General features: G+C 69.1%; 31 protein-coding genes. 17 read left to right on the top strand and 14 right to left on the bottom strand.

Annotated elements, in window-relative coordinates:
• Positions 1–21 precede the first annotated feature (21 nt).
• From PFX90_RS09950 to PFX90_RS09920, 7 genes are all read left to right on the top strand, one after another.
• Entirely contained in the window at positions 22–726 is a 705-nt protein-coding gene (locus PFX90_RS09950) for a DsbA family protein (RefSeq protein WP_285712279.1), read from the top strand.
• 16 nt (positions 727–742) lie between these two features.
• Positions 743–1,735 carry a M48 family metalloprotease gene (locus PFX90_RS09945; protein ID WP_285712278.1) on the top strand — a complete coding sequence of 331 codons (993 nt, stop codon included), beginning with the start codon at positions 743–745 and terminating at the stop codon, positions 1,733–1,735.
• 74 nt (positions 1,736–1,809) lie between these two features.
• On the top strand, positions 1,810–3,036 hold the full coding sequence (locus PFX90_RS09940; RefSeq protein WP_285712277.1) for a sensor histidine kinase: 1,227 nt from the start codon (positions 1,810–1,812) through the stop codon (positions 3,034–3,036).
• Positions 3,033–3,839, top strand: coding sequence for a LytR/AlgR family response regulator transcription factor (locus PFX90_RS09935; RefSeq protein WP_086737875.1), 807 nt, complete (start codon positions 3,033–3,035; stop codon positions 3,837–3,839). The genes PFX90_RS09940 and PFX90_RS09935 overlap by 4 nt, the downstream gene beginning before the upstream one ends.
• A 264-nt stretch (positions 3,840–4,103) precedes the next feature.
• Positions 4,104–4,973: a carboxylating nicotinate-nucleotide diphosphorylase gene (gene nadC, locus PFX90_RS09930; RefSeq protein WP_285712276.1), complete on the top strand. Its 870-nt coding sequence runs from the start codon at positions 4,104–4,106 to the stop codon at positions 4,971–4,973.
• Entirely contained in the window at positions 4,970–5,407 is a 438-nt protein-coding gene (locus PFX90_RS09925) for a hypothetical protein (RefSeq protein WP_285712275.1), read from the top strand. Before nadC ends, PFX90_RS09925 begins: the two co-directional genes overlap by 4 nt.
• Positions 5,408–5,471: 64 nt before the next feature.
• On the top strand, positions 5,472–6,095 hold the full coding sequence (locus tag PFX90_RS09920) for a ribonuclease T2 family protein (RefSeq protein WP_285712274.1): 624 nt from the start codon (positions 5,472–5,474) through the stop codon (positions 6,093–6,095).
• Here the strand turns inward: PFX90_RS09920 and PFX90_RS09915 are convergent.
• Positions 6,092–7,069, bottom strand: coding sequence for an alpha/beta hydrolase (locus tag PFX90_RS09915; RefSeq protein WP_285712273.1), 978 nt, complete (start codon positions 7,067–7,069; stop codon positions 6,092–6,094). The genes PFX90_RS09920 and PFX90_RS09915 overlap by 4 nt on opposite strands.
• A gap of 152 nt (positions 7,070–7,221) precedes the next feature.
• Here PFX90_RS09915 and PFX90_RS09910 point away from each other — a divergent pair, with 152 nt between their 5' ends.
• The 3 genes from PFX90_RS09910 (at position 7,222) to PFX90_RS09900 (ending at position 8,665) form a co-directional block, all read left to right on the top strand.
• A complete protein-coding gene (locus tag PFX90_RS09910; RefSeq protein WP_285712272.1) occupies positions 7,222–7,653 on the top strand; it encodes an SPFH domain-containing protein in 432 nt (143 codons plus the stop codon).
• 94 nt (positions 7,654–7,747) lie between these two features.
• Entirely contained in the window at positions 7,748–8,134 is a 387-nt protein-coding gene (locus tag PFX90_RS09905) for a VOC family protein (RefSeq protein ID WP_285712271.1), read from the top strand.
• Positions 8,135–8,203: 69 nt separating this feature from the next.
• Entirely contained in the window at positions 8,204–8,665 is a 462-nt protein-coding gene (locus tag PFX90_RS09900; RefSeq protein ID WP_285712270.1) for a hypothetical protein, read from the top strand.
• Here the strand turns inward: PFX90_RS09900 and PFX90_RS09895 are convergent.
• The 3 genes from PFX90_RS09895 to PFX90_RS09885 all read right to left on the bottom strand — a co-directional run bounded on the left by PFX90_RS09895 (position 8,662) and on the right by PFX90_RS09885 (position 11,515).
• Positions 8,662–10,665: a TonB-dependent receptor gene (locus tag PFX90_RS09895; protein WP_285712269.1), complete on the bottom strand. Its 2,004-nt coding sequence runs from the start codon at positions 10,663–10,665 to the stop codon at positions 8,662–8,664. The two genes, PFX90_RS09900 and PFX90_RS09895, sit on opposite strands and share 4 nt — an antisense overlap.
• A 130-nt stretch (positions 10,666–10,795) precedes the next feature.
• Positions 10,796–11,251 carry a nucleoside deaminase gene (locus PFX90_RS09890; protein WP_285712268.1) on the bottom strand — a complete coding sequence of 152 codons (456 nt, stop codon included), beginning with the start codon at positions 11,249–11,251 and terminating at the stop codon, positions 10,796–10,798.
• 21 nt (positions 11,252–11,272) lie between these two features.
• Positions 11,273–11,515, bottom strand: coding sequence for a hypothetical protein (locus PFX90_RS09885; protein ID WP_285712267.1), 243 nt, complete (start codon positions 11,513–11,515; stop codon positions 11,273–11,275).
• 228 nt (positions 11,516–11,743) lie between these two features.
• Here PFX90_RS09885 and rpmB point away from each other — a divergent pair, with 228 nt between their 5' ends.
• Entirely contained in the window at positions 11,744–12,031 is a 288-nt protein-coding gene (gene rpmB, locus PFX90_RS09880; protein WP_017664445.1) for a 50S ribosomal protein L28, read from the top strand.
• Between the two features lie 63 nt (positions 12,032–12,094).
• On the opposite strand, the gene PFX90_RS09875 is transcribed toward rpmB, so the two are convergent.
• From PFX90_RS09875 to xseA, 3 genes are read right to left on the bottom strand one after another with little or no spacing between them, the layout of a single operon-like run.
• Entirely contained in the window at positions 12,095–13,117 is a 1,023-nt protein-coding gene (locus PFX90_RS09875) for an esterase-like activity of phytase family protein (RefSeq protein WP_285712266.1), read from the bottom strand.
• Between the two features lie 12 nt (positions 13,118–13,129).
• A complete protein-coding gene (locus PFX90_RS09870; RefSeq protein WP_285712265.1) occupies positions 13,130–13,333 on the bottom strand; it encodes a DUF2093 domain-containing protein in 204 nt (67 codons plus the stop codon).
• A 24-nt stretch (positions 13,334–13,357) separates the two neighbouring features.
• Positions 13,358–14,824, bottom strand: a complete 1,467-nt coding sequence (xseA, locus tag PFX90_RS09865; RefSeq protein ID WP_285712264.1) for an exodeoxyribonuclease VII large subunit — start codon at positions 14,822–14,824, stop codon at positions 13,358–13,360.
• Between xseA and purD the strand changes: the two genes are divergently transcribed.
• The 3 genes from purD (at position 14,823) to PFX90_RS09850 (ending at position 17,351) form a co-directional block, all read left to right on the top strand.
• Positions 14,823–16,097 (top strand): phosphoribosylamine--glycine ligase, encoded by a 1,275-nt coding sequence (gene purD, locus PFX90_RS09860; RefSeq protein WP_285712263.1) that lies wholly within the window; start codon positions 14,823–14,825, stop codon positions 16,095–16,097. The genes xseA and purD overlap by 2 nt on opposite strands.
• A gap of 117 nt (positions 16,098–16,214) precedes the next feature.
• Positions 16,215–16,799 carry a hypothetical protein gene (locus PFX90_RS09855; RefSeq protein ID WP_285712262.1) on the top strand — a complete coding sequence of 195 codons (585 nt, stop codon included), beginning with the start codon at positions 16,215–16,217 and terminating at the stop codon, positions 16,797–16,799.
• A 171-nt stretch (positions 16,800–16,970) separates the two neighbouring features.
• Positions 16,971–17,351 carry a cytochrome c family protein gene (locus tag PFX90_RS09850; RefSeq protein ID WP_285712261.1) on the top strand — a complete coding sequence of 127 codons (381 nt, stop codon included), beginning with the start codon at positions 16,971–16,973 and terminating at the stop codon, positions 17,349–17,351.
• Positions 17,352–17,830: 479 nt separating this feature from the next.
• Here the strand turns inward: PFX90_RS09850 and PFX90_RS09845 are convergent, their stop codons facing one another.
• Entirely contained in the window at positions 17,831–18,832 is a 1,002-nt protein-coding gene (locus PFX90_RS09845) for an adenosine kinase (protein WP_285712260.1), read from the bottom strand.
• Between the two features lie 128 nt (positions 18,833–18,960).
• On the opposite strand from PFX90_RS09845, the gene PFX90_RS09840 reads away from it, so the two are divergent.
• The 3 genes from PFX90_RS09840 to PFX90_RS09830 are packed head-to-tail and all read left to right on the top strand — an operon-like array spanning position 18,961 to position 21,095.
• Positions 18,961–19,665: an EI24 domain-containing protein gene (locus PFX90_RS09840; protein WP_285712259.1), complete on the top strand. Its 705-nt coding sequence runs from the start codon at positions 18,961–18,963 to the stop codon at positions 19,663–19,665.
• A complete protein-coding gene (locus PFX90_RS09835) occupies positions 19,662–20,090 on the top strand; it encodes a hypothetical protein (protein WP_285712258.1) in 429 nt (142 codons plus the stop codon). The genes PFX90_RS09840 and PFX90_RS09835 overlap by 4 nt, the downstream gene beginning before the upstream one ends.
• 60 nt (positions 20,091–20,150) lie before the next feature.
• Positions 20,151–21,095, top strand: a complete 945-nt coding sequence (locus PFX90_RS09830; RefSeq protein WP_285712257.1) for a hypothetical protein — start codon at positions 20,151–20,153, stop codon at positions 21,093–21,095.
• Here the strand turns inward: PFX90_RS09830 and PFX90_RS09825 are convergent.
• From PFX90_RS09825 to PFX90_RS09800, 6 genes are read right to left on the bottom strand one after another with little or no spacing between them, the layout of a single operon-like run.
• The gene (locus PFX90_RS09825; RefSeq protein ID WP_285712256.1) at positions 21,092–21,301 is read right to left on the bottom strand and encodes a hypothetical protein; all 210 of its coding nucleotides are present in this window, start codon (positions 21,299–21,301) and stop codon (positions 21,092–21,094) included. The genes PFX90_RS09830 and PFX90_RS09825 overlap by 4 nt on opposite strands.
• Entirely contained in the window at positions 21,298–21,663 is a 366-nt protein-coding gene (locus PFX90_RS09820) for a HesB/IscA family protein (protein ID WP_285712255.1), read from the bottom strand. Before PFX90_RS09820 ends, PFX90_RS09825 begins: the two co-directional genes overlap by 4 nt.
• Positions 21,660–22,154, bottom strand: a complete 495-nt coding sequence (locus PFX90_RS09815) for a GNAT family N-acetyltransferase (protein ID WP_285712254.1) — start codon at positions 22,152–22,154, stop codon at positions 21,660–21,662. The genes PFX90_RS09820 and PFX90_RS09815 overlap by 4 nt, the downstream gene beginning before the upstream one ends.
• Positions 22,151–22,594 carry an SUF system Fe-S cluster assembly protein gene (locus PFX90_RS09810; RefSeq protein ID WP_285712253.1) on the bottom strand — a complete coding sequence of 148 codons (444 nt, stop codon included), beginning with the start codon at positions 22,592–22,594 and terminating at the stop codon, positions 22,151–22,153. The genes PFX90_RS09815 and PFX90_RS09810 overlap by 4 nt, the downstream gene beginning before the upstream one ends.
• A gap of 5 nt (positions 22,595–22,599) precedes the next feature.
• Positions 22,600–23,826: an aminotransferase class V-fold PLP-dependent enzyme gene (locus PFX90_RS09805; protein WP_285712252.1), complete on the bottom strand. Its 1,227-nt coding sequence runs from the start codon at positions 23,824–23,826 to the stop codon at positions 22,600–22,602.
• Positions 23,823–24,128, bottom strand: coding sequence for a hypothetical protein (locus PFX90_RS09800; protein WP_285712251.1), 306 nt, complete (start codon positions 24,126–24,128; stop codon positions 23,823–23,825). The genes PFX90_RS09805 and PFX90_RS09800 overlap by 4 nt, the downstream gene beginning before the upstream one ends.
• Between the last annotated feature and the right edge of the window lie 5 nt (positions 24,129–24,133).

Genomic DNA, 24,133 nt, shown 5'->3' with positions numbered 1-24,133 from the left:
CCCTTCGCTATCAAGGCCGCCATGTCCGACGACGCACCCTCTTCCCTGCGCAACACGCTGCTGACCGCGCTGCTGGCGCTGACCTTCGGCTTTCTGGGCGCGGCGGCATGGTCGGGCGCGGGCCTCGCCGACAACCGCACGCGCAACTATCTCCTGTCGCACCCCGAGCTGCTGCCCGAGATGGCGGCGGCCTATGAGGAGCAGGAAGCGGCCAAGCGCCTCGCCAAGATGGGCGGCGAGGTGTTCGAGGAATTCCCCGGCGTCGTGCTCGGCAACCCCAAGGGCAGCCGCGTGCTGGTCGAGTTCACCGATTACCAGTGCCCCTATTGCGAGGCGAGCCTCAAGGACGTGAACCGCCTGATCGCCGAGGACCCCAACCTCAAGGTCGTGATCCGCGAATGGCCGATCTTCGAGGGCAGCGACGCGGCCTCGCGCATGGCGCTGGCTGCGGGCCTTCAGGGCAAGTATCGCGCCTTCCACGATGCCATGTTCAAGACGAACGACATCGCGGCGGCGGCCAAGGCCGCGGGGCTCGACGTGGCTCAGGCGGAGCGCGATGCGGCGTCGGAATCGGTGACGAACGAGATCGCCAGGAACCTCGAGCAGGCCCGTGCGCTGGGCTTCACTGGCACCCCGGCATGGATCGCGGGCAAGAAGCCGATGGGCGGGGCGGTGGGCTACGAGAAGCTCAAGGAAGCGCTCGCCGCCGCCGACAAGGCGGGCTGAGGGAGCACGGGGGGCAATGCGCGCGATTGTGCTTGCCGCGATGCTCGCGGCCCCGCCTGCCGCCGCCGATGCGCCGCCCGTTATCGACTACGCCGCCGAGCGCGCGGCGATCGCGCGCTATCAGGACGCCAACCAGCGGCTACAGGATGCCGGGTGGCGCCTCGCCCGCGCCAATGCCGCCTTCTGCACCAAGGTGATCCCGAGCATCGGCCTGCAAGTGCAGGACATGGCGAGCTATGGCGGCCCCGACGTCGCCCGCGCGGCGCTGGGCCTGACCCGCGACTTCGCCGTCAACGCCGTCGCCGCAGGCTCTCCCGCCGCGCTTTCGGGCGAATTCACCCGCAACCGCGAGATCGTGCGGCTCGAGCGTTTCGATCCCAACGACTGGCCCGCCACGCCTCCCATGGCGTGGGAGCGCACCACCCGCGCCCACGACCACATCGACGCGATGCTCGCCGAACACGGCGGCATCACCATCGCCTTTGCCGATGGCGGCGAGGCGCGCGTCACCCCGCTTGAGGTCTGCGCCACCCGCTTCGATCTCTACGCCGCCGAAAGCCGCGCCTTTGCCAACGGCACGCGGGTGATCTTCGGCATGGGCTCGCCCGCCTATGCCTATGACGAGCCGGTCTTCGCCGCGCTGGTCGCGCATGAGCTCGCGCACAACGTGCTCGGCCACGACGCATGGCTCGATCGCAACGGGCGCAAGCCCAAAAACGTGCGCCGGATCGAGCGCGAGGCCGACCGGCTGGTGCCGTGGCTGCTGGCGAACGCGGGCTATGATCCGGCGGCGGGGGCGGACTTCATGACCCGCTGGGGCAAGGAGCACGACGCCGGGCTCAAGCTGCGCCGCACCCACGACGGCTGGGACGAGCGCGCCGAGAACATGGCCGCCGAGGTCCCGCTGGTCCGCGCAGCTATGGCCGCCGAGGGCCGCGCCGATTGGGCCCGTCTGTTCCGCCGCGAAATCAGCCCCGAGGGCGGGCTCCTCCCCCGCGCGAAGCGTTGAAGCGTTGCCCTCCCGAGGCGGCGCGGGCGAAACCCCGTGTGGTTTGCGACGAATTGAGTTAGACCACGCTGACTATGGCAGTGCTCCAGATCCAGGCAGCGCCGTTCTTCGCGAGCAAGAACCGGGCGTTCTGGAACCTCCAGCTGGCGGGCTGGGGTGCGGCGTTCCTGCTGCGCGCGGTCTCGGCGCTCGCCAACCAGCAGCCGTTCGACATCCTCGCGCTGATCCTGGTGACAACCATAACCGGCTTCTCGATCAGCCTGATCCTCTCGGTGATCTACCGCCAGCTGATCCAGCAGCAGCCGCTGGTGACCTGGGGGCTGACCGCTGTCGTCCTGTTCTTCGCCGTGCTGCTGCACGCCTCGATCGACGCCTGGGTGCAGGGCATATATTATGCCGCCACCCGCGACACGACCTTTGCGCAGCGCCTGATCGGCCTGCTCTACCTGCCGCTGACGCTGCTGGGCGGGTGGAGCGCGCTCTATTACGCGATCAACTTCTTCCTGACAGTGGAACAGCAGGCCGACCGGCTCGAGCGGCTGGAGGCGCAGGCCACCGCCGCGCAGCTTGCGATGCTGCGCTACCAGCTCAATCCGCACTTCCTGTTCAACACGCTGAACTCGATCTCGACACTGGTGCTGCTCAAGCAGACCGAGCCCGCCAATGCGATGCTGACGCGCCTCTCGGGCTTCCTCAGGCACACACTGATCGCCGAGCCGGGCAGCCAGGTCAGCCTCGCGCAGGAGATCGAGACGCTCCAGCTCTATCTCGACATCGAGCGGATGCGCTTCGAGGAACGCCTGCGCACCCGGTTCGAGATCGAGGACGCCGCGCTGCCCGCACAGCTGCCCGCCATGCTGCTGCAACCGCTGGTCGAGAACGCGATCAAATATGCCGTCAGCTCGCAGGAGGAAGGCGCGCAGATCGCGCTCACCGCGCGCGTGATCGGTGACCGGCTGCGGCTGACGGTCGAGGACACCGGCCCGGGGATGGACGACACCCCGCGAGACCCGTCCGCGCCGCCGGTGCCCGGCCGCCCGGTCTCGACCGGCGTCGGCCTCGCCAACATCCGCAATCGCCTTGCGCAGGCCTATGGCGACAACCACCTGTTCGAAACGCGATCCGAAGCTGGGGGCGGCTTCACCGTGCTGATCGAGATTCCCTTCACCCGCGCCGACAGAGCCGGGGAAGCGGCAGCGCCCGCCCCGCAAGGTGTCGGGCCGGAAATCGGGAACCCCGCGGGCGGGAGCGACAATATCGTTCCGCTCAACCCCCCCAAAACCATCGGAAAAACCGCATGACCATCAGAACCATCCTCGTCGACGACGAGAAACTCGCGATCCAGGGCCTCCAGCTGCGACTCCAGCCGTTCGAGGACGTCGAGATCATCGACACCTGCGCCAACGGCCGCGAGGCGATCCGCAAGATCAAGACCGAGAAGCCCGATCTGGTCTTCCTCGACATCCAGATGCCCGGCTTCGACGGCTTCAGCGTGGTCAAGGGCGTGATGGAGATCGAGCCTCCGCTGTTCGTCTTCGTCACCGCCTACGAAGAACACGCGATCCGCGCGTTTGAAGCCAACGCCGTCAACTACCTGATGAAGCCGGTGGACGAACAGAAGCTCGCCGACACCATCGAGCGCGTGCGCCAGCGGCTGGCCGAGAAGAAGTCGTCCGAGGATGCCGGGCAGTTGCTCGAGGTGCTCAGCGAGATCGCGCCCGAGCGTGCGGCGGATTTCGTCGAGACCACTACCCCGGCGACCGAAAGCGCCGACCGCTTCGAGAAGCTCATCAACGTCAAGGACCGCGGCCAGATCTTCCGCGTGGAGGTCGACACCATCGAGCACATCGAGGCCGCGGGCGACTACATGATCATCTCGACCGGCGACAATTCGCTGGTGCTGCGCGAGACGATGAAGGACCTCGAACGCCGCCTCGACCCGAGGAAGTTCCAGCGCGTTCACCGGAGCACCATCGTCAACCTTGATCTCGTCCGGCAGGTGAAACCCCACACCAACGGCGAATGCTTCCTGGTGCTGGACTCGGGCGCGGAGGTGAAGGTGAGCCGCAGCTACCGGGATGTGGTCGCGCGCTTCGTGCATTAATGTGTGCGGGGGCGCCTCCGCGCCCCCGTCCTCGGTGCTGTTCCTTCCCCCGGATCAAGTCCGGGGTCCGGGCACCTGCGGGCGGCCGTTTGGCCTTGCGGAGCCTGCGGCTCCGGGCCGGCGCTTTCTTCATCCATTGACCAAGCCCCTCGTCATTGCGAGGAGCGTAGCGACGAAGCAACCCATGACCTGACCGTCCGGATCGGAGGGCGGGCCATGGGTCGCCGCGGGCCTTCGGCCCTCTCGATGACGAAGGATTGATTGGTGCCCGACTTCACCCTCCCCGGCTTCGACCTCGCCACCTTCATCCGCGAAACGCTGGCAGAGGACCTTGGTGAAGGCCTCCCCGGTGGCGGGCGGGATGTGACTTCGGAAAGCGTCATCCCCGCCGAAGCGCGCTTTACCGGGGTGATGGACAGCCGCGATGCCATCGTGGTCGCGGGGTTGCCGGTCGCCGAGGCCATCTTCCGGCACCTCGACCCCGATTGCCGCATCGAAGCGCTGGTTGCGGACGGCGACCAAGTCCCCGCAGGCACCGATCTCATGCGCATCGAGGGCCGCGCGCGGGCGCTGCTGACGGCGGAGCGCAGCGCGCTCAACATCGTCCAGCACCTCTCCGGCATCGCCACGCTGACCCGCGCCTATGTCGACGCGATGCGCGAGGGCAGCGCCACCTGCACCCTGCTCGACACCCGCAAGACCATCCCGGGCCTGCGCTTCCTCGAGAAATACGCTACCCGCCAAGGGGGCGCGCAGAACCACCGCATGGGGCTGTGGGACGCGGCGATGATCAAGGACAACCATGTGGCCGTGGCCGGCAGCGTCGGCGAGGCGGTGCGCCGGGCGCGCGAGGCGGGGGTGGAAAAGATCATCTGTGAGGTCGACCGCCTCGACCAGATCGAACCCGCATTGCAGGCAGGCGCGCATCACCTGCTGCTCGACAACATGGACCCCGCCACCCTCGCCGAGGCGGTGCGGCTGGTCGCAGGCCGCGTGCCCACCGAGGCGAGCGGCGGCGTCAACCTCCAGACCATCGCCGCCAAGGCGGCGAGCGGGGTGGACTTCATCTCGGTCGGGCGGCTGACGCAAAGCGCGCCCGCCGCTGACATCGGGCTGGATTTCAAGCCTTTATGATCGCGTTGTCGCGGCGTCGTCCGACAAGCATCACGATCTTCGCGGTCGCCTTTCTGGCTGCTGCCCTGCTCACTTATATCGAAGCCTTGGTGCGGATTCCCGTGGCACTCAAATCGGAGAGTTCCTTCCTCGGGCTGGGGCGCGACGGGCTGATCGTGTGGCACAGCGCATGGCTTTCGATCGCGCTGATCCCGGTGGCGATGGTGTGGCTATCTGCGATCCGGTTTGCGCGCTGGATGGTCAGCATCATGGCGCTGTTCAAACTGGCGGGGTTTCTGATGATGCTGCCCGCCCTTGGCTTGCTTGTGAGGATGCAGCCGCTTTGGCTGGCCGCGCTGCCGCTGGGCCTGTTCGCGGTGGCGATGCTGTTCACCCCCGCCAGCAACCACTGGTTCAAGCATAAGGGGGAGGTCGATCCTGCGGTGTTCGAATAGCCTCCTCGCTGCCCTCGCTTTCGTGCTTCCCGCAGCGGCGAGCGCACAGGCCTATCAGTGCCACGTGCCCGAGGTCGCCGCAGTCCCCCGCGTCTCCCCCGACGGCCCGCCGCGCGCGATGCCGGTCACCGGCTACACCCTCGCGCTCAGCTGGAGCCCCGAGTTCTGCCGCACCCGCGAGGACGACCGCTCGCAGGCCCACCAATGCGGCGGCAGGAGCGGCAGCTTCGGCCTCGTCGTCCACGGCCTCTGGCCCGAGGGTGCCAAGGGCTACCCGCAGTGGTGCGGGGCGCGGAAGGCGCTCACCCCGGCGCAGGTGCGCGGGGCGATGTGCCTGATGCCCTCGGAGCGTCTCGTCGCGCGCCAATGGGCCAAGCACGGCAGCTGCATGGTGCCCGACCCGGGCGCTTACCTGAAGGTCACGCGCATCCTGTTCGAGGGCCTGCGCCTGCCCGATTACGACCGCATCGCGCGCGAGGAGGGGCTGACCGCCGGCCGCATCCGCGCAGCTTTCGTGGATGCCAATCCCGGCTGGAGCGAGAGCGCGGTCGGCGTCCACCTCAATGCGCGCGGGTGGCTCGAGGAAATCCGCCTGTGCTACTCCAAGCGCTTCCGCCCCGCCCCCTGCACCGCCTCCCGGCGCGGCGCGAAGGACGGCGCGCCCGCCAAGATCTGGCGCGGGCTCTAACGCGGAATATCGCGCCGCTCGTAGACCGGCACGCCGCCTGCGCGCATATGCGCGTCGATGAAGATCGCGGTCTTGTCGGCGATCGATTGCCCGTCGACCTTCACGTCGAAGAAGCCGCTGTCCTCGAAGCCGTGGCCGCCACCGATCACCGAATAGAAGGTGAAGGGGATCCCCACCCGGGTCGCCTGATCAGTGAGCTGCACCGCCGAGCGGTAGGGCACGGTCGGATCGGTGGTGCCGTGGAGCACGAACAGCGGCGCCTCTCCGGCCTCGATATCGCTCTCGCGGAAATGCCCGCCCCAGTAATCGACCGCGACGCGCACCGGCGGGCGGGGAATCGCATATTCGTCGAGCGTGTAGGCGACATGCATCACGGTATAGGCCCCCGCCGATCCGCCCCACACGGCAAAGCGCTGCGGATCGATGCAATACGTCGCGGCATTGCTCTCGGCCCAGCGCAGTGCGCGGGTGGCGTCCTCGACCGCGGCGGTGAAGGCGGTGACGCGGGCGGGCGGCTCGGTCTGGTTGAGCGCCTGGAAGTCGGCATGGAACTGCGCGAACTCGCTGCCGATCACCGGATTGTCGCCCTGCAACCGGTAGGAGATCGAGATGAGGTTCATGCCCCGCGCGGTCACGGCCTGCGCCATCGCATCGACATTCGCCCCGCTGCGGCTGCCGACGAGGAAGGCCCCGCCGTGGACGAACATCACCGTCGGGCGCGGGGCGGTGCAGGGCGTGTCGGGGCGATAGATGTCGAGCTGCAAGGTCTCGCTCCCCCCGGCGACCGCGCCGGTACCATAGGTGATGTTGGGCGTGCGGAGGATGCCGGTGGGGGGCGGGGTCGGCGTGGGAGTGGGCGTCGGGCTCGGCGTCGGGGTGCCGCCGGTGGGCGGGGCGCCGCTGTCCTCGCCCCCGCAGGCGGCCAGCGTCAGGGCGAGCGCCGCGGCCAGCGCGCGTGTCGATATGCGTGTCATTCCAGCCTGTGCTCCCTGCCTTCGCTTGCGCCGTGCCTGAAGCCTCAACGCAGCGCGGCGCGAAACCCTTCGCGTGCCTAGGCTTGGCAATCCCTGCTTGCGAACCTAACCTCCGGCAATTCCGCAAGAACCTAGAGGGGAGCCCTTCGACAATGAATGCCAACAACTCCGTCTGGTCGCTCGCGTTGGGCCTCCTGTTTCTGCTGGTCGTGCTGGTCGGCGGGGGGCTGGGATCGTGCGCGGCCTATAATTCGGTGCGCGTCTGGAACGCCGAGACCGCGGGTGAGGCCGAGCTCGCGCAGGCGCGGCAGAACCGCCAGATCGCCACCCTGGAGGCCGAGGCCAAGCTCGAGAGCGCCAAGCTGCTCGCCCAGGCCGAGGTCGAGCGCGCCAAGGGCGTGGCCGAAGCCAACCGCATCGTCGCCGACGGGCTGGGCGGGCCGGAGGGCTATCTGCGCTACCTCTATATCGAGCACCTCGCGCAGTCGCAGGGGCAGATCATCTATGTCCCGACCGAGGGCGGCCTGCCGATCCTCGAAGCCGGGCGGCTGCGACCGAAGCCTGCGCCCAAGGCGGAGGAGTGACGCCGACGCGGGGCCTTGCGCGCGAGACATTGTAATGGTCGCTACATTGCATATCTCGCAGGCCTGACCTCCAGCTGCCGCGAAGGACCGGCCCATGACCTACCCGCTCGACCACCTCACCATCCTCTCGCGCGATCCCGAGGCGGCAGCCAGCTTCTACGGCTTCCTGCTGCCGCGCATCGGGTTCGCGCAGAAGAAGCGCGGGATCTGGGCCAATGCGGGCGGGCTCCACATCCAGTTCGCCAAGGCGAAGGAGGGCACGGGCGACTATGGCCGCTATGCCCCCGGGCTCAACCATTTCGGCTTTGCCGCCCCCAGCGCCGAGGCGGTCGAGACGCTGGCGGCGGAGCTTGAAGCGGCGGGGATCGAGGCGCGGCTCCAGCATTTCGAGCCCGGCATCACCGCGCTGTTCGTCCCAGACCCCGACGGGCTCAGGGTCGAGATTTCCTATTACCCGCCCGGCGTGCCGCCGGTGGACTGAGGGGGCTGGCGCGTGTCCTTCGCGGAGAGAAACAAGCAGCCGGCGCGTGTCACGCCCGGGCGGCTGGGGATGGGCTGTCTGATGCTGGTGCTGCTTCTGGTCGGCAGCTGCACCGCCTATGACTACGGTTCGCGCTATGCCTCGTGGGCCGGGCTGGACAAGCCGAAGGTGGTCGCGGCGGCGCAGTGGTATGTCCGCGAGCGGGCACCCGGGCAGAAGGTGTGCCTCTACCGCGTGACCTGCGACAAGGGCCGGGCGCGGCTGGTGCTGGTCAAGGATCTCGACGCCTGGGATATCGAGGCGACCCGCCAACTGGCTTGGGATCGGCGGTTCGGCGATGGCTGCCCTGGCCGGACAGCCAATCTGGCGCTGCAGGTGGCAGACGGTGGGCCGGAGCCGCCCTGGGGTGCCGAGCGGGCGGTGTGGACATTTGGCATCGACCGCTTCCGGGCTTGGCAGGGACACGATTATGCGGCTTTCAGCGAGAAACCCACCGAGCCCTGCACGCCCGAATACGCCATCGCGCCCTAGAAATCGGCTGACAGCGACAGGTTGAACCGGCGCGAGGGGATGAACTGGAAGCCGCCGCCGCCGGTGACGTTCCAGCCGAAGGTGTTGGTGAGGTTGGCGATCTGCGCGCGCAGCACCGTCGGCGTGCGCCCGAGCTTGAAGCGGTAGCGCCCGCCGAGATCGACGATCGCGCGCTCGGGGATGAACAGCGCATTGTCGATCCGCGCCGCGCGCGCGCCCGTGTAGTTGATCCCGAGATCGACCGACAGCGCATCGAAGGCGGGGGGCTGGTAGTCGAGCCTGAGGTCGAGCGTCGTCCCCACCCGCCCCAGCGGCCGCTCGCCGAGCCGCCCCTGCTCGACCGCCTCGCCCGTCACGCGCGGGCGCATCAGCACTGCGCCTGCGACCACGTTGAGCCCCGGCACGGGCCGCGCCGTCAGCGAGATCTCCGCGCCCTGGTGCTTCACGTCGCCGAGCACGCGGAAGACATTGTCGCTGTCGAGTTCGAAATAGGGGCGGCGCACGTCGAACAGGCCGGCGATCAGCTTCACGTCCTTCGCCAGCGTCCAGCGCAGCCCGGCCTCGATCTGGCGGGTGCGCAGCGCGGGAAGCGTGAGGTTGGCGTTGGCGGCAAAGGAGGGCGCGGTGCCGCTTTCCTCGAGCCCGCGGGTGGTGGCGGCGTAGATCGCGATGCCGTTAATCGCGGTGATCGCCGCCGAGGCGTTCCACAGCACCGGGCTGTCGGTATTGGCGGTGGACGCACGCCCGGGCGCGCGCACCTCCTTGCGGTAGCGGGTCTTCTGCACCCCGAGGTTGAGCTCGCCCAGCCCCTGCCATTGCATCCCGTAGCCCAGCGCGCCGGTGTGCTGGCGGATTGCGTCGCGGGTGAGCGCGCCGAAGGTGACGTCGGGTTCGGGCAGCGGGTCGGCGACGTCGATGGTGCCCGGCCCGAGGCTGCGGAACACGAAGCCGCCGAGGTCGTCGTCGACCCGCCGGAACCGCGCCGAGGCCAGCAGGCGGTGGCGGCGCGGGCCCTCGGTGAATTCGCGCTCGACCAGCAGCTCTCCCGAGTACGACTGCGTGCGCTGGTCGCGGCCCAGCAGCACCTGCCGCTCGGCGGTCCCATCGGGCCGGGTGTTCGCGAAAAAGTTCGCGCCGAAGCGGTCGATGGTGAAGCGCGAGGAGAACAGCCCCGCGCTCACCCGCCAGGGCCCGCGCGCCAGCTTGGCGAGGCCGCCGAAGTTCTGCGAATGGCCCGCCCAGTCGGCCCAGTCCTGCCCGTAGAAGCGGTTGCGGGCGATGCGGCGGGGCAGGAAGGCTCCGGCGGTGAAGATCACCGGGGTCTGCTCCTCGTCGAAATAGTCGTAGCGGCTGTAGAAGCCGGTCAGCTCCACGCCCTCGGCGGGCCGCCAGCGCATCACCCCGCCATAGCGCACGAACCAGAAATCGGCTGCGTCGGGATAGGCGAATTCCTCGATGGCGGTGCCGATGTTGAGATCGAGACTGCCGCCGAGCGGCAGGGCGGCGTCGACCGAGACGAAGGGCGCGAGGAAGTCGCCAAGGCCGGTGCGGGCGCTGACCACCGGCTTGTCGCCCACCCGGCGCAGGGCGAAATCGACGATGCCCGTGGGCGCGGGGAAGGGGTAGCCCAGCGCCGAGATGCCGACCTGGATGCTCGATCCGGCCCGCACGGCATCGCTGAAGGCCCCTTGCGAATCGAAATAGAGCCCCTCGATCCGCACGTTCTGCGCGGCGAAGGCGGAAAAGCCGCGGACATTGCCGCCGCTGTAGAGCCCGATGGTCTCGTCCCCCACGCTGGTGCCGAAGGCGTCGGATGCCTGCGTGATGACGTTCTCCTCGGAGCGGTTGACCAGCGCGATGCCGGGGGCGGGGGTCTCGGGCGGAGGCGCGGGCTGCGGTTCGGCCGCGGGGGCGGGCGCGGGTTGTGCCCCTGCGTCGGCAACCGCGGGGCTGGCGGCGGCCATCAGCAATGAGGGCAGGAGCAGGTGGCTGGGGATCATGCGGCCTCCGGACAGCGGACTGCGCGCCGTCCGGGCGCACAAGATCGCCAGCGCTATCAGGCCGGAGGACACTATACAATGTTATAACATATCTAATCTTGCGGTTATCGCAGCGGGCCCGGCACGCGCCCTAGCGCCGCTCCCGGAAGAACCCCCGCAGCAATTCCGCCGCCTCGGCCTCGCCGATGCCGGTATAGACCTCGGGGCGGTGGAGGCATTGGGGCTGGTCGAACACCCGCGCCCCGTGCTCGACCGCGCCGCCCTTGGGGTCGCTCGCGGCGTAGTAGAGCCGCGCGATGCGGGCATGGGCGATGGCGCCGGCGCACATCGCGCAAGGCTCGAGCGTGACCCACAGCTCGCAGCCGGTCAGCCGCTCGTCACCCAGCGCCTGCGCGGCGCGGCGGATCGCGAGGATCTCGGCATGGGCGGTGGGATCGTGGTCGGCGCGGGGGGAATTGTGCGCTTCGGCGATGACGGCGCCGTCCTTCACCACCACCGCGCCGATCGGCACTTCGCCCGCCGCCGCAGCGTCGCGGGCAAGCGCGAGCGCGCGGGGCATGAAGCTGCGGAAGCCCGCGTCGCTCATGCCCCGCGCACCCGCGCAGGATCACTCGTCGCCGGTTGCGGGCGTCCCTTCGGCATCGGGCTGTTTGACATCGACAGTGGGAACCTCGATCGTTTTCTTCTCGGTCTTGACCTCGACCTCGGCAGGCTCGACGTCGTATTCGGGCATCTGGCCGCCCTTGACCTCGACCTCGGGCAGCTCGGCTTCCTTGGTCTGGTCGACATCGCACGCTGCAAGCCCGATTGCCAAGGGGGCGATGAGGGTGGTGATGATGATGCGCTTCATGGTTCTTGTCTCCTTATCGCCTGGCCACGCGGGCAGCTCCCCCGCCAGGTCGGTGGCGGAATGCAGGCGACAGGCGGCCTTGCAGCCATTACATGGATTACCCACATGGACGCGGCGCAGGGGTGGCAGGCGCAATCGGCTTGACGATTCGGCCTTGTCCCGTTATGCGCGCCGCTTTCCTTGTCCGGGCCCGTGCCCGGCCCCGATCCTTACGAGAAGAGACACACCATGTCGCGCATCTGCGAACTGACCGGCAAGGGCCGCCAGGTCGGCCACAATGTGAGCCACGCCAACAACAAGACCAAGCGCGTGTTCCTGCCCAACCTGCAGAACGTGACGCTGATGAGCGAAAAGCTCGAGCGCAGCTTCAAGTTCCGCGTCTCGACCCACGGGCTGCGCTCGGTCGAGCACAATGGCGGGCTCGACAACTGGCTGCTCAAGACCAGCGACGACAAGCTTTCGGCCAATGCGCAGAAGGTGAAGCGTGAGCTGATCAAGGCGCAGGCCGCCGCGTAACTTCGGCTTCCCCTCGGGGTAGGCGAATCAAAGAGCGCTCGGGTAGGCCCGGGCGCTTTTTCGTTATGGGGCGGGCTTGGTCGGAGCCTCTCCTGGCCAACCGAGTCTAATCAGCAGGCTGCGCTGGAACACCGAGAAATTGTCGTCGGTAATCAACCACACCGCGCCGCGCTTCGGGTCATCGGCTGAGGCGACGAAGGCGATTCCCTCGAAGTTGTCGGCGAAGATGCCGCCCTCCATCCGCTCGATCACCCGCCCTCGCCATGTCGCGCCCGCGCGAATCTCCGCCGGGTCGGCGATCGCGATCGCGGTGTCGAAAGTGGCGGCGGGGATCGTGTAGGCCACGCGGCGCAGCAGGATCAGCACCCGCCCGTCGGGCAGTTGGGTGGCGTCGACCGGGTCGAAACCGGCGGGCGGGGCAAAGTCGAAGGCGATCGGCGCGTTCCCCTCCAGCGGATCGCCCGGGAACAGCAGGGCCTGGTGCAGGGCGTCATTATCCCGCCGCGCGCCTTCCGCGATCACCAGGAACCGGCCACCCGCAAGCCGGGTCATCGCCTCGGGCCCGCTGTTGTAGCTCCACTCCTTCATCGCCGGGGGTATCCACTCGCGGCGCGGGGCTCCGGGGGCGAGGCGCATTACCAGATTCTCGCCCTCGAACCCCGTCCACAGCGTGCCGGTGGCAGGATCGCGGGCGAGCGATTCGAGGTCGACGATCTCCTCGCGCTTGCGGTTGGTGATGCCGACGAAGCGGTAGCTGCCGGGCACCGCGCGCGGGGCGGGGCCGGCAAGGTCGAGATCGAGCAGGAACCCCCGGTCGGTCCCCGCGACCAGCGCCTGCCCCTCCCCCGCAGCCAGCGCGGAAAAGCCGCCGAACCAGCCGTGGGGCGAGGTCAGCTCCCACACGCCGGTGAGCTGGAGCTCGCCCGAGACTCCGGTGCGTTCGGGGCGGGGGGTGACCGTCACCTCGGCGCGGTCGGTGCGGGTGCCGATCGGGGTCCGCAGGAAGGTGCCGGGCGCCAGCGCGAGGACTACCCCAGCGATCAGCGCCAGCCGCCAGCGTCGCCCGCGGGGGGCCTTGGCCGTCATTTCGTCAGGAGGTCAGGCGAGGCCGAGCAGGCGGCGTGTCGCGATCTCGGGGGAGGCATAGGCCTCCTGCCGCTCGGCACTCCAGTAGCGCAGTTCGGCGAGCGGGATCGCCTCGCCCGTCACCGCGCACAGCACATGGCTCCCCGGCCGCAGCACGCGGAAGCTGGAGGGCCCGTAGTAGAGCTTGGCGACCTTGTCGGAGGGAGTCATCAGCATGGCACCCCTGATAGCACTGAGTGGCTAACCGAACAAATCATCTTGGGCGGGGGATGGCGATGATTTTGCGGGCTTGCGCGGGGCGGGCGGAGGCACGGGCGGCGCGCCCTCGGGGATGGCGGCCAGCGTGCCGTCGCGCAATTGCAGGAGGAGGCGCGCCTCGCCTGCGGCTTCGGCGCGGGTAGTGAGTGCCTTGCCCGAAGCGTCGCGGATGATGGCATAGCCGCGCTCGAGCGGCTTCTCCGGGTGGAGCTGGCTCATCACCCGGGTGAGCGCGGCGAGGCGCTGGGCACCCTCGCGCAAGGGCCGCTCGACCAGCGCTGGCGAGAGGCGCGCGCGCTCGAGCCGCCGCTGGGCTTCGCCGGCGGCGCGGGACAGCAGGCTGGGAGAGAGCCGCGCCGCCGCCCCCGCGAGCCGCTCGCGCCCCTTCGCCGAACGGTCGCCGAGCCCGCGGCGCAGGCGCTCGGCGAGCTCGTCCAGGCGCTGGGCCTGGGGTTGGAGCAGGTTCTCCAGGCGCGGCAGCAGGCGTGCGCGGGCGGCGAGGCGCTCGCGGCCGAGCTCGACCGGACGATAGACCGCGCGGCGCTGGCGGGCAGCGAGATCGGTGAGAGTGAAGGCGAGGTCGGCGCGCACCGGCACCGCCATCTCGGCAGCGGCAGTGGGCGTCGGCGCGCGGCGGTCGGCAGCGTAGTCGGCGAGCGTGGTGTCGGTCTCGTGCCCGACGGCGCTGATCACCGGGATCGAGCACTCGGCAATGGCGCGCACGACCACTTCCTCGTTGAAGCTCCACAAGTCCTCGATCGACCCGCCCCCGCGCGCGACGATCACCACGTCGGGGCGCGGGACGGGGCCTCCGGGCTGGAGCGCGGAGAACCCCCGCACCGCGGCGGCCACTTGGTCGGCCGCGCCCTGCCCCTGCACCAGCACCGGCCACACCACCACATGCGAAGGGAAGCGGTCGGCGAGGCGGTGGAGGATGTCGCGGATCACCGCTCCGGTGGGCGAGGTGACCACCCCGATCACCTGCGGCAGGAACGGCAGGCGGCGCTCTTTCTCGGGCGCGAAAAGCCCCTCGGCGGCCAGCCGCGCGCGGGTCTTCTCGAGCAGCGCCAGCAGCGCGCCCTCGCCCGCGAGTTCGAGGCTGTCGATCACGATCTGGTATTTCGAGCGCCCCGGATAGGTGGTGAGCTTGCCGGTGGCGATCACCTCCAGCCCGTCCTCGGCGCGGAAGTTCAGCCGCGCCGCGTTGCCCTTCCACATGACGCCATCGATCACCGCGCCCTCGTCCTTCAGGGCGCAATAGAAGTGCCCCGAGGCGGCGCGCTTCACCCCCGACAATTCGCCGCGCAGCCGCACGAAGCCGAAGCGATCCTCGACCGTGCGCTTCAGCAGCGCGGATATCTCGCTGATGGTGAGCGGCTGGGCGTTGTCGCCCTGTCGCTCTCGGGCTACGAGCCCCGCATCATCATCACTGGTCGGCGGAGGCGCCATGAATATCCTGCTTCTTGGTTCGGGAGGCCGCGAACATGCGCTGGCGTGGAAGCTGGCGCAATCCCCGAGCCTCGCAAAGCTCTACGCCGCCCCCGGAAATCCCGGCATCGCCGAGGAGGCCGAGCTGGTCGCGCTGGAGGTGACCGACCACGGCGCGGTGATCGCTTTCTGTCGCGAGCACACCATCGGCCTCGTGGTCGTCGGCCCGGAAGCACCGCTGGTGGACGGGTTGTCGGATTCGCTGCGGGCCGCAGGCGTGCCGGTGTTCGGCCCCTCGCAGGCCGCGGCGCAGCTCGAGGGCTCCAAGGGTTTTACCAAGGACCTGTGCCAGCGCGCGGGCATTCCCACGGCAGGCTATGTGCGTACCTCCAGTCTTGAGGAAGCCCGCGCCGCCCTCGCCCGCTTTGCCGCGCCCTATGTGCTCAAGGCCGATGGCCTCGCGGCGGGCAAGGGCGTGGTGATTGCCGCCACCCTCGCCGAGGCCGAGGAGACGCTCGCCGACATGTTCGGGGGCGGGTTCGGCAGCGCGGGCGCGCAGGTGGTGATCGAGGAGTTCATGGAGGGCGAGGAGGCGAGCTTCTTCGCGCTCACCGACGGCACCGCGATCGTCCCCTTCGGCAGCGCGCAGGACCACAAGCGCGTGGGCGACGGCGACACCGGCCCCAACACCGGCGGCATGGGGGCATACTCCCCCGCTCCGGTGCTGACCCCGGAATTGCAGGCCCGCGTCATGGCCGCAATCATCGAACCCACGGTCGAGACGATGCGCGCGGAGGGCAACCCCTATCAGGGCGTGCTCTTCGCAGGTCTGATGCTGACGGCGGACGGCCCCAAGCTGATCGAATACAACGCCCGCTTCGGCGACCCCGAATGCCAGGTGCTGATGATGCGCCTGAAGAGCGACCTCGTGCCGATCCTCCTCGCCTGCGCGCAAGGGACACTGGAGGGCACCGAGATCGCCCTCGCTGACGCGACCGCGCTCACCGTGGTGATGGCCGCCAAGGGCTACCCCGGCACCCCCGAGAAGGGCGGCACCATCGCGCTGAACGACGCCGAGGCGGAGGGCGCCAAGGTCTTCCACGCCGGCACCGCGCTGAAGGACGGCGCGTTGGCGGCGAACGGCGGGCGAGTGCTCGCCGTCACCGCTTGCGCGTCGAGCGTCACCGAGGCGCAGGCGAGGGCCTATGCCGCCGTCGACGCGATCAGTTTTCCGAGCGGCTTCTGCCGCCGCGACATCGGCTGGCGCGAAGTGGCCCGGGAGCAGGCGGCCTAGCGGCTGCTTTCCCGCGTCTCCCGAGAATAGCGGTCATTCAGCTATCGACCCCGTTGCGGCCTTTCCGGGATCAGTCCAAATGGTGATCCGATAGGGGATAATCCGACGGAGTTTTCGATGATTATTCGTCCCGCTGCGGCACTGCTCATGTCAGCAATCTCTCTGCCCGCCAACGGCCAGACATTGCAGCCACCTGCTGGCGCGCCGCCGGGTATCTCGATGGGATCGGCCCCAAGGTCTCAGCAGGAATTGGCCGAACAGCTGACTGAACCCGGCCGAGCGCTTAAATGCACCGTCAAAAGTGTCGAGGGGCGAGAATACAGCTTTGCCCTGCGCTACTCCGGCCCTCGCGGATATCTCAATCCTGCAACTGGTCAAGCTGAAGCTACGAAGGAGAAATTGGTCTTCACCGAGGATCCGTCAGACCTTTTTTCAGCCTATAGTTCTTGGTCATTTTTCAATGATGTGTTCGGAGGCTCTTCACAACTAAAAGACGCGCCGTTTGGGCCGCAAGTACGCCTTTTGATGCGGCGGACCGATTTTGATCGCGACAACAACAGCGCATTCGACGAAGCAGTCCTGGTTCAAGCCGTATGGGGCTACATGCCACTAACCAAGGCCGTGGGTTTCTGCCGAACAGAATTGGAGCCCCAAGCACCAATGGATGAGGCGGAGGCGCGCGACCATCTAGCGCGGCCATGAATTTCCGCATCTCCAAACGATAAAGGTCCGCTCCCCACCCACCTCCGGTCATTCACTTTGCCGAAGCCTTGCCCTGAAAGCGGTCATTGCCGCCGGGTGGCAGAAGCGGGCGGGCCCGCAAAATTGATCCCGATCAATGACGCCGTGACGCGGCAGGCCCACAAGGCCAGCATGACCCACCGCCCCCTGCTGCTCGCCGCGCTTGCCACCCTTGGAGCCTGCGCCACGGCGCCCGGCACCGACAATCCGCCGCCGATGGTGGGCAAGGCGACCTCTCCCTCGCCCGACACGCGCGCGCCCGCCTTTGTCGAGGCGGCCTGCGGGGGGTGCCATGCGGTCGAGCCGCCCTTCCTGTCGCCCAACCCCGCCTCGCCCAGCTTTGCCGCGATCGCCAACCGGCAGGGGCTCTCGGAGAAATCGCTCGGCGACTGGCTGGCGGACGCGCACAATTACCCTGAGGACATGGATTTCACTCTCACCGCCAAGCAGATCGACCAGATCGCGGCCTATATGGTGACGCTGCGCGAGGCGGGATACGTGCCGCCGAAGTAGCCGCGCGAGGGCGACCGCAGCGGGCTGAGCGAAAGCACTTTCCTACAGGGCTGGCAATGGGTTAGGGAAGTCGCGAGGCCCCCAGAAAGGCCGCGCGCTCTTTGCCATCGTCAGCCACCCACATCGCGCCAGTTTCCTGCGCAAAGGAGCGGAGGTTTTCCGGCTCTGGACAGTGTCTCATGTGTCTCCAACAGCAGGAAACCGGGAGGCAAGCTGAACGCGCCTTGGTAGCGGGGGCGCCTCCGCGCCCCCGTCCTCGGCGCTGTTCCTCCGTCGCTACGCTCCTCCGGGCGCCTGCGGGCGGGCGGTCGCCCTTGCGGCCCCTGCGGGGCCGATCAGCGCCAAACACGAACGGGGAATGTAGCGGTGGTTCGGTCGCGTTAGCGGCCGCGAGCGCACGGCGCGAGCCGCAGGTGCCCCGTAGCGCAGCGAAGGGAACAGCACCGAGGACGTGCCCGCGGAGGCGGGCACGCAACCAATCAGAGTCTCTCTTCCATCAGCTTCAGCATGTCCGCTTCCGGCCGCGGGCCGTAGTGCGAGATCACTTCCGAGGCGCAGATCGCGCCGCGCTTGAGGCAGCGGGTCAGCGGCTCGCCCTTGGCGTAGCCCGAGAGGAAGCCGGCCGCGAACTGGTCGCCCGCGCCGGTGGTGTCGACCACCTTGATTACCGGCACGGCGGCGACCTCGGCGCGCTCGCCATGGGCGATGGCGACCGCGCCCTTCTCGGAGCGGGTCGCGACCAGCACCGGCACCTTGTCGGCGACCGCGGCGAGGCCCGCCTCGAAGTCAGCCTCGCCGGTGAGCGTCGCGAGTTCGGTTTCGTTGACGAAGAGGATGTCGATGATGCCTTCCTCGATCATCGCGCGGAAATCGTCACCGTGGCGGTCGATCACGAAGCTTTCCGAGGCCGTGAAGGCGATCTTGCGACCGGCCGCACGCGCGACCTCGATCGCGCGGCGCATCGCGCGGCGGGGCTCTTCGGGGTCCCAAAGGTAGCCTTCGAGATAGAGGATCGCGCCGCTGGCGATCAGCTCCTCGTCGAGCGCGGCGGCGGGCAGGAACTGGCCCGCGCCGAGGAAGGTGTTCATGGTGCGCTCGCCGTCAGGCGTCACGAAGATGAGCACGCGGCCGGTGGCGGGCTCGCCCTCACGTCCGGGCGTGTCGAAGTCGATGCCGGTCGCGCGCATGTCGTGGCGGAAGACCTTGCCGAGCTGGTCCTCGGCGACCTGGCCGATGAAGGCGCATTGCAGGCCGAGCGTGGCGAGCCCCGCCAGCGTGTTGGCCGCCGATCCGCCCGAGACCTCGCGCGCGGGCGGCATGGCTTCGTAAAGCTCCTCGGCGCGCGCCTCGTCGATCAGGGTCATCCCGCCGCGGTTCAGCTGGAGCTCGGTGATCAGCTCCTCCTCGCAGGAGGCGATGACGTCGACCACGGCGTTGCCGATGGCGATGACGTCGTAGCGGGGCTCGGAGGTGTCGGGCACGGGCAGGCTTCCTTGGATGGTGTTGCGCGGGTGCGCCTAGCCGCCTTCGTGCGCCTCGCCAAGCGATCTGTGTGCGGTGCAGCACGGGTGCGTTGACTTGGGCGGGCGGCGTGCGCATCGCAAGGGGCATGTCCGCCGTTCCCGCCGCCATCGTAAAGGCCTTTGGCCAGCTCTCGGACCGCGCCGTCGTGGGCGTGGGGCTCAAGAGCGTCGCGGTGACGCTGGCGGTGTTCGCGGCGGCGAGCGTGGGGATGTGGTTCGGCCTCGGGTGGCTGCGGGAGAGCCCGTGGGTCGCGGGGCTGCTGCCGGCGGATGTGGCGGGTCCGCTGGTGGTCGCGGTGTGGCTGGCGGTGAGCCTCCTCGCATTCTGGCTGCTGTTCCGGGTGGTGGCGCTGGCGGTGCTCCAGCTCTTCGCCGACGAGGTGGTGGCGGCGGTCGAAGCGAAGCACTACCCCGAGCTCGCCAAGCGCGCCCAGCCGCTGCCGCTGGCGCGCGAGGTGGCGGTGGCAAGCAAGGGCCTGATGCGGGCGCTGGGCTACAACCTGCTGGCGCTGCCGGTGGCGGCGGTGCTGGTGTTCACCGCGGTGGGCCCGGCGCTGGTGTTCCTCGCGGTCAACGCGGTGCTGCTCGGGAGGGAGCTGACCGACATGGCGTGGCTGCGGCACTGCTGCGGTGACGAGCGCGCCAACCCCGTGCCCAAGGCCGAGCGCATCCTGCTCGGCGCGGTGGTGGCGGCGATGATGGCGGTGCCGCTGGTGAACCTCGTCGCCCCTCTGGTCGGCGCGGCGGCGGGGACGCATCTGGTGCTGCGCCGGGTCGGAGCCAAGGCGTGAGAGCCGCAGCCCTCCTCACCGCGGCGCTGCTGGCAGCGGCGCTTGGCGGCTGCGCGGGCGGCGCGGCCCCTCAGCGCAAGCCCGCCTCGTCGGTCCCCCGCCCCGGCTTCCGCCCCTCCGCCCCGGCCACCCCGCGCAGCACCATCGTCGTCGTGCCCGAGGTGATGGCCCCCGCGGGCCTCTCCGGCGTGATCGGCTCGCCCGCCGCCGCGCTCACCGCGCGCTTCGGCAGCCCCCGCATCGACCTGGCCGAGGGCGATGCGCGGAAGCTCCAGTTCGCCGGCGCCACCTGCGTGCTCGACATCTACCTCTACCCCGTCGCCGCTGCCGCAGAGCCGACCGCGACCCACGTCGCCGCACGCCTCAGGCAGGGCGGCGCGGCGGCCGACCCGGGCGAGTGCCTGCGCGAGATCGAGAGAAGGTAACCCGGTCTTAAGCCTGTCTGTGGCATGGCTCCCCGCGAAGACCACAGGGGATAGACCACCGTGACCACCCAGTTCCTCCAAGTCGCGCGGGCCGCTGCCGCCGATGGCCAGATCACCGCCGACGAGCTTCTCGCCCTGCGCCGCGAAGGCTGGGGCGATGGCATCATCACCCGCGAAGAGGCCGAGGCGCTGTTCACGCTCAACCAGGCGCTCACCCACCGCACCCCCGAATGGGTCGACTTCTTCGTCGAGGCGATCGGCGAGCATGTCCTCAATGGCACCCCGCCGCGCCTCCAGTGCAACCTCGAGGAAGCCGAGTGGCTGATCGCGCAGGTCGAGCGTGACGGGAAGGTCGATAGCATGGCCGAACTCGAGGCGCTGGTGCGCATCCTCGAGCGCGCCGAGAACACCCCCGACCGGCTCAAGGACTACGTCCTCGCCAAGGTCGAACACGCGGTGCTGCACGGCGAGGGCCCGACGCGCCACGGCGGCGACCTCAGCGCCACGCACATCACCTCGGCCGAATGCCGGATCGTGCGCCGCGTGATCTTCGCGAGCGGCGGCCACGGCCCCGCCGCCGTCACCCGCCACGATGCCGAAATGCTGTTCCGCCTGAAGGACGCGACCCTCGCCGACGAGAACGCAGCCGAGTGGGACGACCTGTTCCTCGACGGCGTCGCCAATTTCATGAAGGGCTTCGCCCTCCCCAGCGCCCAGCTGAGCCACGAGCGCAAGCGCGAGCTGGAAGCCTTCGTCGCTGACAACCGCGTCAACCTCGGCGGCTTCCTGGGGCGCGTTGTGCGCGAGGCGCCCAATGTCGGCAACCACTTCGGCAAGGTGTTCGGGAAGAAGCAGCCTTCCGGCCCCGACTACGGCGCGCTTGCCGCCGAGGGCGAGAAGATCACCACCTACGAGAGCGAATGGCTCGACCGGATGGTGCAGGCCGATGGCGAGGTCGACGAGCTCGAAACCCGCCTGATCGCGCGGCTCGCGCAAGCGGACTAACCGCCGCCGTAGTGCCCGCGCCGCAACTCGCTGAGAGCCAGCGAGAGGTGGAGGATTTCGGTCTCGATCCGGGCCTGATCTTCGGGCGCGCTGTCAGCCAGCTGCGCCTCCAGCGCCGCGCGCTCGCCTTCCATCCGCGCGATGATCGCCTGCACCTCGCGCCCGCGCTGGGCGATGCGCTGGGCGTCACGATCGGGCGGGGTCACACCATGAAGCTCTCGCCGCAGCCGCAGGCGCCCTTGGCGTTGGGGTTTTCGAACACGAAGCCCGCGGTGAAATCGTCCTCGCGCCAGTCCATGATGCTGCCGACGAGGTAGAGCACGCTCGCGCCGTCGATGTAGAACACGCCGCCGGGGGTGGGGATCTTCTCGTCGAACTTGGCTTCGGTGGTGACGTAGTCGACCGAATAGGCGAGGCCCGAGCAGCCCCGGCGGGGCGTCGAGAGCTTGACGCCGATGGCGTCAGCGGGGGCTTTGCTCATCAGCTCGGCGATGCGCGCTTCGGCGCTGGCCGTGAGCGTGACGGCGGCCTTGGGGGCGGGGCGAGACGTCGTGGTCGTGTCGGTCATTTGAGCCTCTTCTGCCAGAACAGCGCGTGCCCGGTGGCGGGATCGAGCTGGTAGTCGCCATAGCCTTCGCGCGCATAAAGGTGCCGCGCCGGATTGCCGCTCAGCACTTCCAATGTGATCTTGCAGGCCCCGCGCTTCAAGGCCTCGGCCTCGACCGCTTGCAGGAGCGCCTTGCCTACGCCGCGCCCGCGCGTCTCGGGCAGCACCGCGAGATCGTGGATATTGACCAGCGGCGCAGCGGCGAAGGTCGAATAGCCCATGAAGCAATTGGCGAGGCCTACGGCGCGCTCGTCGATACGCGCGATCAGCGAGAAGGCCTGCGGATTGGCCGCCAGATCATCGGTCAGCCGCGCCCTGACGTCGTCGCGCAAAGGCTCGCCGCCGCCCATCGGATCGCGGGCGTAGGCATCGAGCAGCGCCACGACGTCCGCCGCATCGCGCGCATCGCGGTAATCCGCGAGGGTGATCGCAAGGGTGGCGGCGTCGCTCACAGCATCCCTAGCTCGAGCCGCGCCTCGTCGCTCATCTTGTGCGGGCCCCACGGCGGGTCCCAGACGAGATTGACCTCGGCATCGCGGATACCCGGCACGCTTGAGACGCGCAGTTCGACCTCGCCCGGCATCGATTCCGCGACCGGGCAATGCGGCGTTGTGAGCGTCATGGTGACGGTGGCGTCACGGTTCTCGTCGACCTCGACCCCGTAGATCAGGCCGAGATCATAGATGTTGACCGGGATTTCCGGGTCGAAAATCTCGCGCAGCGCCTCGATGACGTCGGCCTGCAGGTCGCTGCCTTCGCCGCCCACCGGGCCCTCGGGCGGCTTGGCGGCGAGGAAGCCGTCGAGATAGTCGCGGGTGCGGGGTGCTGCCTCCTCGGTGTCCACGGCGTCGGAGACGCGGGCGCGGGGGGGCTTTTCGGCTGAGCTGTCCATCGCTCTCATCCTCTTCCAAAAATCTTGCGGGTGCGGGCGATCCCGGCGAGCAGCGCGTCGACATCGGCCTCGGTCGAGTAGAGGCCGAAGCTGGCGCGCGCGGTGGCGGGGACGCCGAGATAGTCCATCAGCGGCTGGGCGCAGTGGTGCCCGGCGCGGATCGCGACGTTGCTTTCGTCGAGGATCGTGCCGAGGTCGTGGGGGTGAATGTCGTCGAGCGCGAAGCTGACGATCCCGGCGCTGTCGGCGGGGCCGAACAGCGTGACGTCATTCATCGCGCCCAGTTCGCGGCGGAGTTTGGCGACCAGCGCCTGCTCGTGCGCGTGGATGCGCGCGGGGCCGATGGCCGCGACGTAGTCGACCGCGGCGGCGAACGCGACCGCCTCGGTGATCGCGGGCGTCCCGGCCTCGAACCGCTGCGGCCCGCTGGCGTAGGTGGTCTTGGCGAAGGTCACCCGGTCGATCATCGCCCCTCCGCCTTGATAGGGGGGCATAGCGGCGAGGATGTCCTTGCGCGCCCACAGCGCCCCGATCCCGGTCGGGCCGTAGAGCTTGTGGGCGGAAAACACGTAGAAATCGCAAGCGAGCGCCGCCACGTCCACGCCCATGTGCGGCGCGCTCTGGCACCCGTCGAGCAGCAGCTTCGCGCCCACCTTGTGCGCCAGCGCGGCGGCGCGCGGAGCATCGAGCAGCGCGCCCGTGACGTTCGAGACATGGCCGAAGGCCACAAGCTTGTGCGCGTCCGTCAGCATCGCTTCGGCAGCGTCGAGGTCGATCCGGTGGTCATGCGTGAGCGGGCACACGTCGATGATCGCGCCCACCTCCTCGGCAACCATCTGCCACGGCACGATGTTCGAATGGTGCTCGGCCAGCGAGAGCAGGATGCGGTCCCCCGCCCTGAGGTTCGCCCGGCCCCAGGTCTGCGCGACGAGGTTGATCGCCTCGGTCGCGCCGCGGGTGAAGACCAGCTCGTCCTCGTGCCCGCCGATGAACCGCGCGACGGTGCGCCGCGCCGCCTCATAAGCGAGCGTCATCTCCGCCGAGCGGGTGTAGACCCCGCGGTGGACCGTCGCGTAATCTTCGCCGAGCGCACGCGCCATGGCGTCGATCACCGCACGCGGCTTCTGCGCGGTGGCGGCGGTATCGAGGTAGTGCCAGGGCTTGCCGTCATGGGTGACCATGCCGGGGAAGTCGGTGCGCAGGTCGCGCTCGATGGTGGTCGGGGCGTTCATGCCTTGGCCTCGTAATGCTCGCGGATCAGGCGATCGACGAAGTAGTTGGCTTCGGCCCGAAGCAGGTCCAGCTTGGAGATCGAGCTATGCGCATGATCGCCCAGGACATAGACAGAGCCCCCGCTGTTGGCGGCGGCAATGATCCGGTCCTCGCAAGCTGCCGTGATCCGAACCGCCCAATCCCAGCGTTCTTCGGCGGCCGGGGCGGGTTCTTTCCTCATCAGTCGCTCGGCCACACCGGCGCGCAGGCAGGTGTGGGCGGCGTCGAGTTCCGCATTCGGCTGCGGCACGGTGCCGGTCACGGCAG

Origin of the sequence: Erythrobacter oryzae, assembly GCF_030271515.1 — a bacterium.
GTDB lineage: Bacteria > Pseudomonadota > Alphaproteobacteria > Sphingomonadales > Sphingomonadaceae > Erythrobacter > Erythrobacter oryzae.
This window is presented reverse-complemented; position numbering and strand designations above follow the sequence as displayed.

Coding starts and splice junctions, on each gene's coding strand:
- PFX90_RS09900 (WP_285712270.1), top strand. CDS start 8,204: ATGGGCTGTCTGATGCTGGTGCTGCTTCTGGTCGGCAGCTGCACCGCC.
- PFX90_RS09850 (WP_285712261.1), top strand. CDS start 16,971: ATGACCCACCGCCCCCTGCTGCTCGCCGCGCTTGCCACCCTTGGAGCC.
- PFX90_RS09945 (WP_285712278.1), top strand. CDS start 743: ATGCGCGCGATTGTGCTTGCCGCGATGCTCGCGGCCCCGCCTGCCGCC.
- PFX90_RS09940 (WP_285712277.1), top strand. CDS start 1,810: ATGGCAGTGCTCCAGATCCAGGCAGCGCCGTTCTTCGCGAGCAAGAAC.
- PFX90_RS09805 (WP_285712252.1), bottom strand. CDS start 23,826: ATGAACGCCCCGACCACCATCGAGCGCGACCTGCGCACCGACTTCCCC.
- PFX90_RS09840 (WP_285712259.1), top strand. CDS start 18,961: ATGTCCGCCGTTCCCGCCGCCATCGTAAAGGCCTTTGGCCAGCTCTCG.
- PFX90_RS09885 (WP_285712267.1), bottom strand. CDS start 11,515: ATGAAGCGCATCATCATCACCACCCTCATCGCCCCCTTGGCAATCGGG.
- PFX90_RS09870 (WP_285712265.1), bottom strand. CDS start 13,333: ATGCTGATGACTCCCTCCGACAAGGTCGCCAAGCTCTACTACGGGCCC.
- PFX90_RS09895 (WP_285712269.1), bottom strand. CDS start 10,665: ATGATCCCCAGCCACCTGCTCCTGCCCTCATTGCTGATGGCCGCCGCC.
- PFX90_RS09925 (WP_285712275.1), top strand. CDS start 4,970: ATGATCGCGTTGTCGCGGCGTCGTCCGACAAGCATCACGATCTTCGCG.
- purD (WP_285712263.1), top strand. CDS start 14,823: ATGAATATCCTGCTTCTTGGTTCGGGAGGCCGCGAACATGCGCTGGCG.
- PFX90_RS09820 (WP_285712255.1), bottom strand. CDS start 21,663: ATGACCGACACGACCACGACGTCTCGCCCCGCCCCCAAGGCCGCCGTC.
- PFX90_RS09950 (WP_285712279.1), top strand. CDS start 22: ATGTCCGACGACGCACCCTCTTCCCTGCGCAACACGCTGCTGACCGCG.
- PFX90_RS09875 (WP_285712266.1), bottom strand. CDS start 13,117: ATGACGGCCAAGGCCCCCCGCGGGCGACGCTGGCGGCTGGCGCTGATC.
- PFX90_RS09915 (WP_285712273.1), bottom strand. CDS start 7,069: ATGACACGCATATCGACACGCGCGCTGGCCGCGGCGCTCGCCCTGACG.
- PFX90_RS09890 (WP_285712268.1), bottom strand. CDS start 11,251: ATGAGCGACGCGGGCTTCCGCAGCTTCATGCCCCGCGCGCTCGCGCTT.
- PFX90_RS09905 (WP_285712271.1), top strand. CDS start 7,748: ATGACCTACCCGCTCGACCACCTCACCATCCTCTCGCGCGATCCCGAG.
- PFX90_RS09935 (WP_086737875.1), top strand. CDS start 3,033: ATGACCATCAGAACCATCCTCGTCGACGACGAGAAACTCGCGATCCAG.
- PFX90_RS09910 (WP_285712272.1), top strand. CDS start 7,222: ATGAATGCCAACAACTCCGTCTGGTCGCTCGCGTTGGGCCTCCTGTTT.
- rpmB (WP_017664445.1), top strand. CDS start 11,744: ATGTCGCGCATCTGCGAACTGACCGGCAAGGGCCGCCAGGTCGGCCAC.
- PFX90_RS09810 (WP_285712253.1), bottom strand. CDS start 22,594: ATGGACAGCTCAGCCGAAAAGCCCCCCCGCGCCCGCGTCTCCGACGCC.
- xseA (WP_285712264.1), bottom strand. CDS start 14,824: ATGGCGCCTCCGCCGACCAGTGATGATGATGCGGGGCTCGTAGCCCGA.
- PFX90_RS09855 (WP_285712262.1), top strand. CDS start 16,215: ATGATTATTCGTCCCGCTGCGGCACTGCTCATGTCAGCAATCTCTCTG.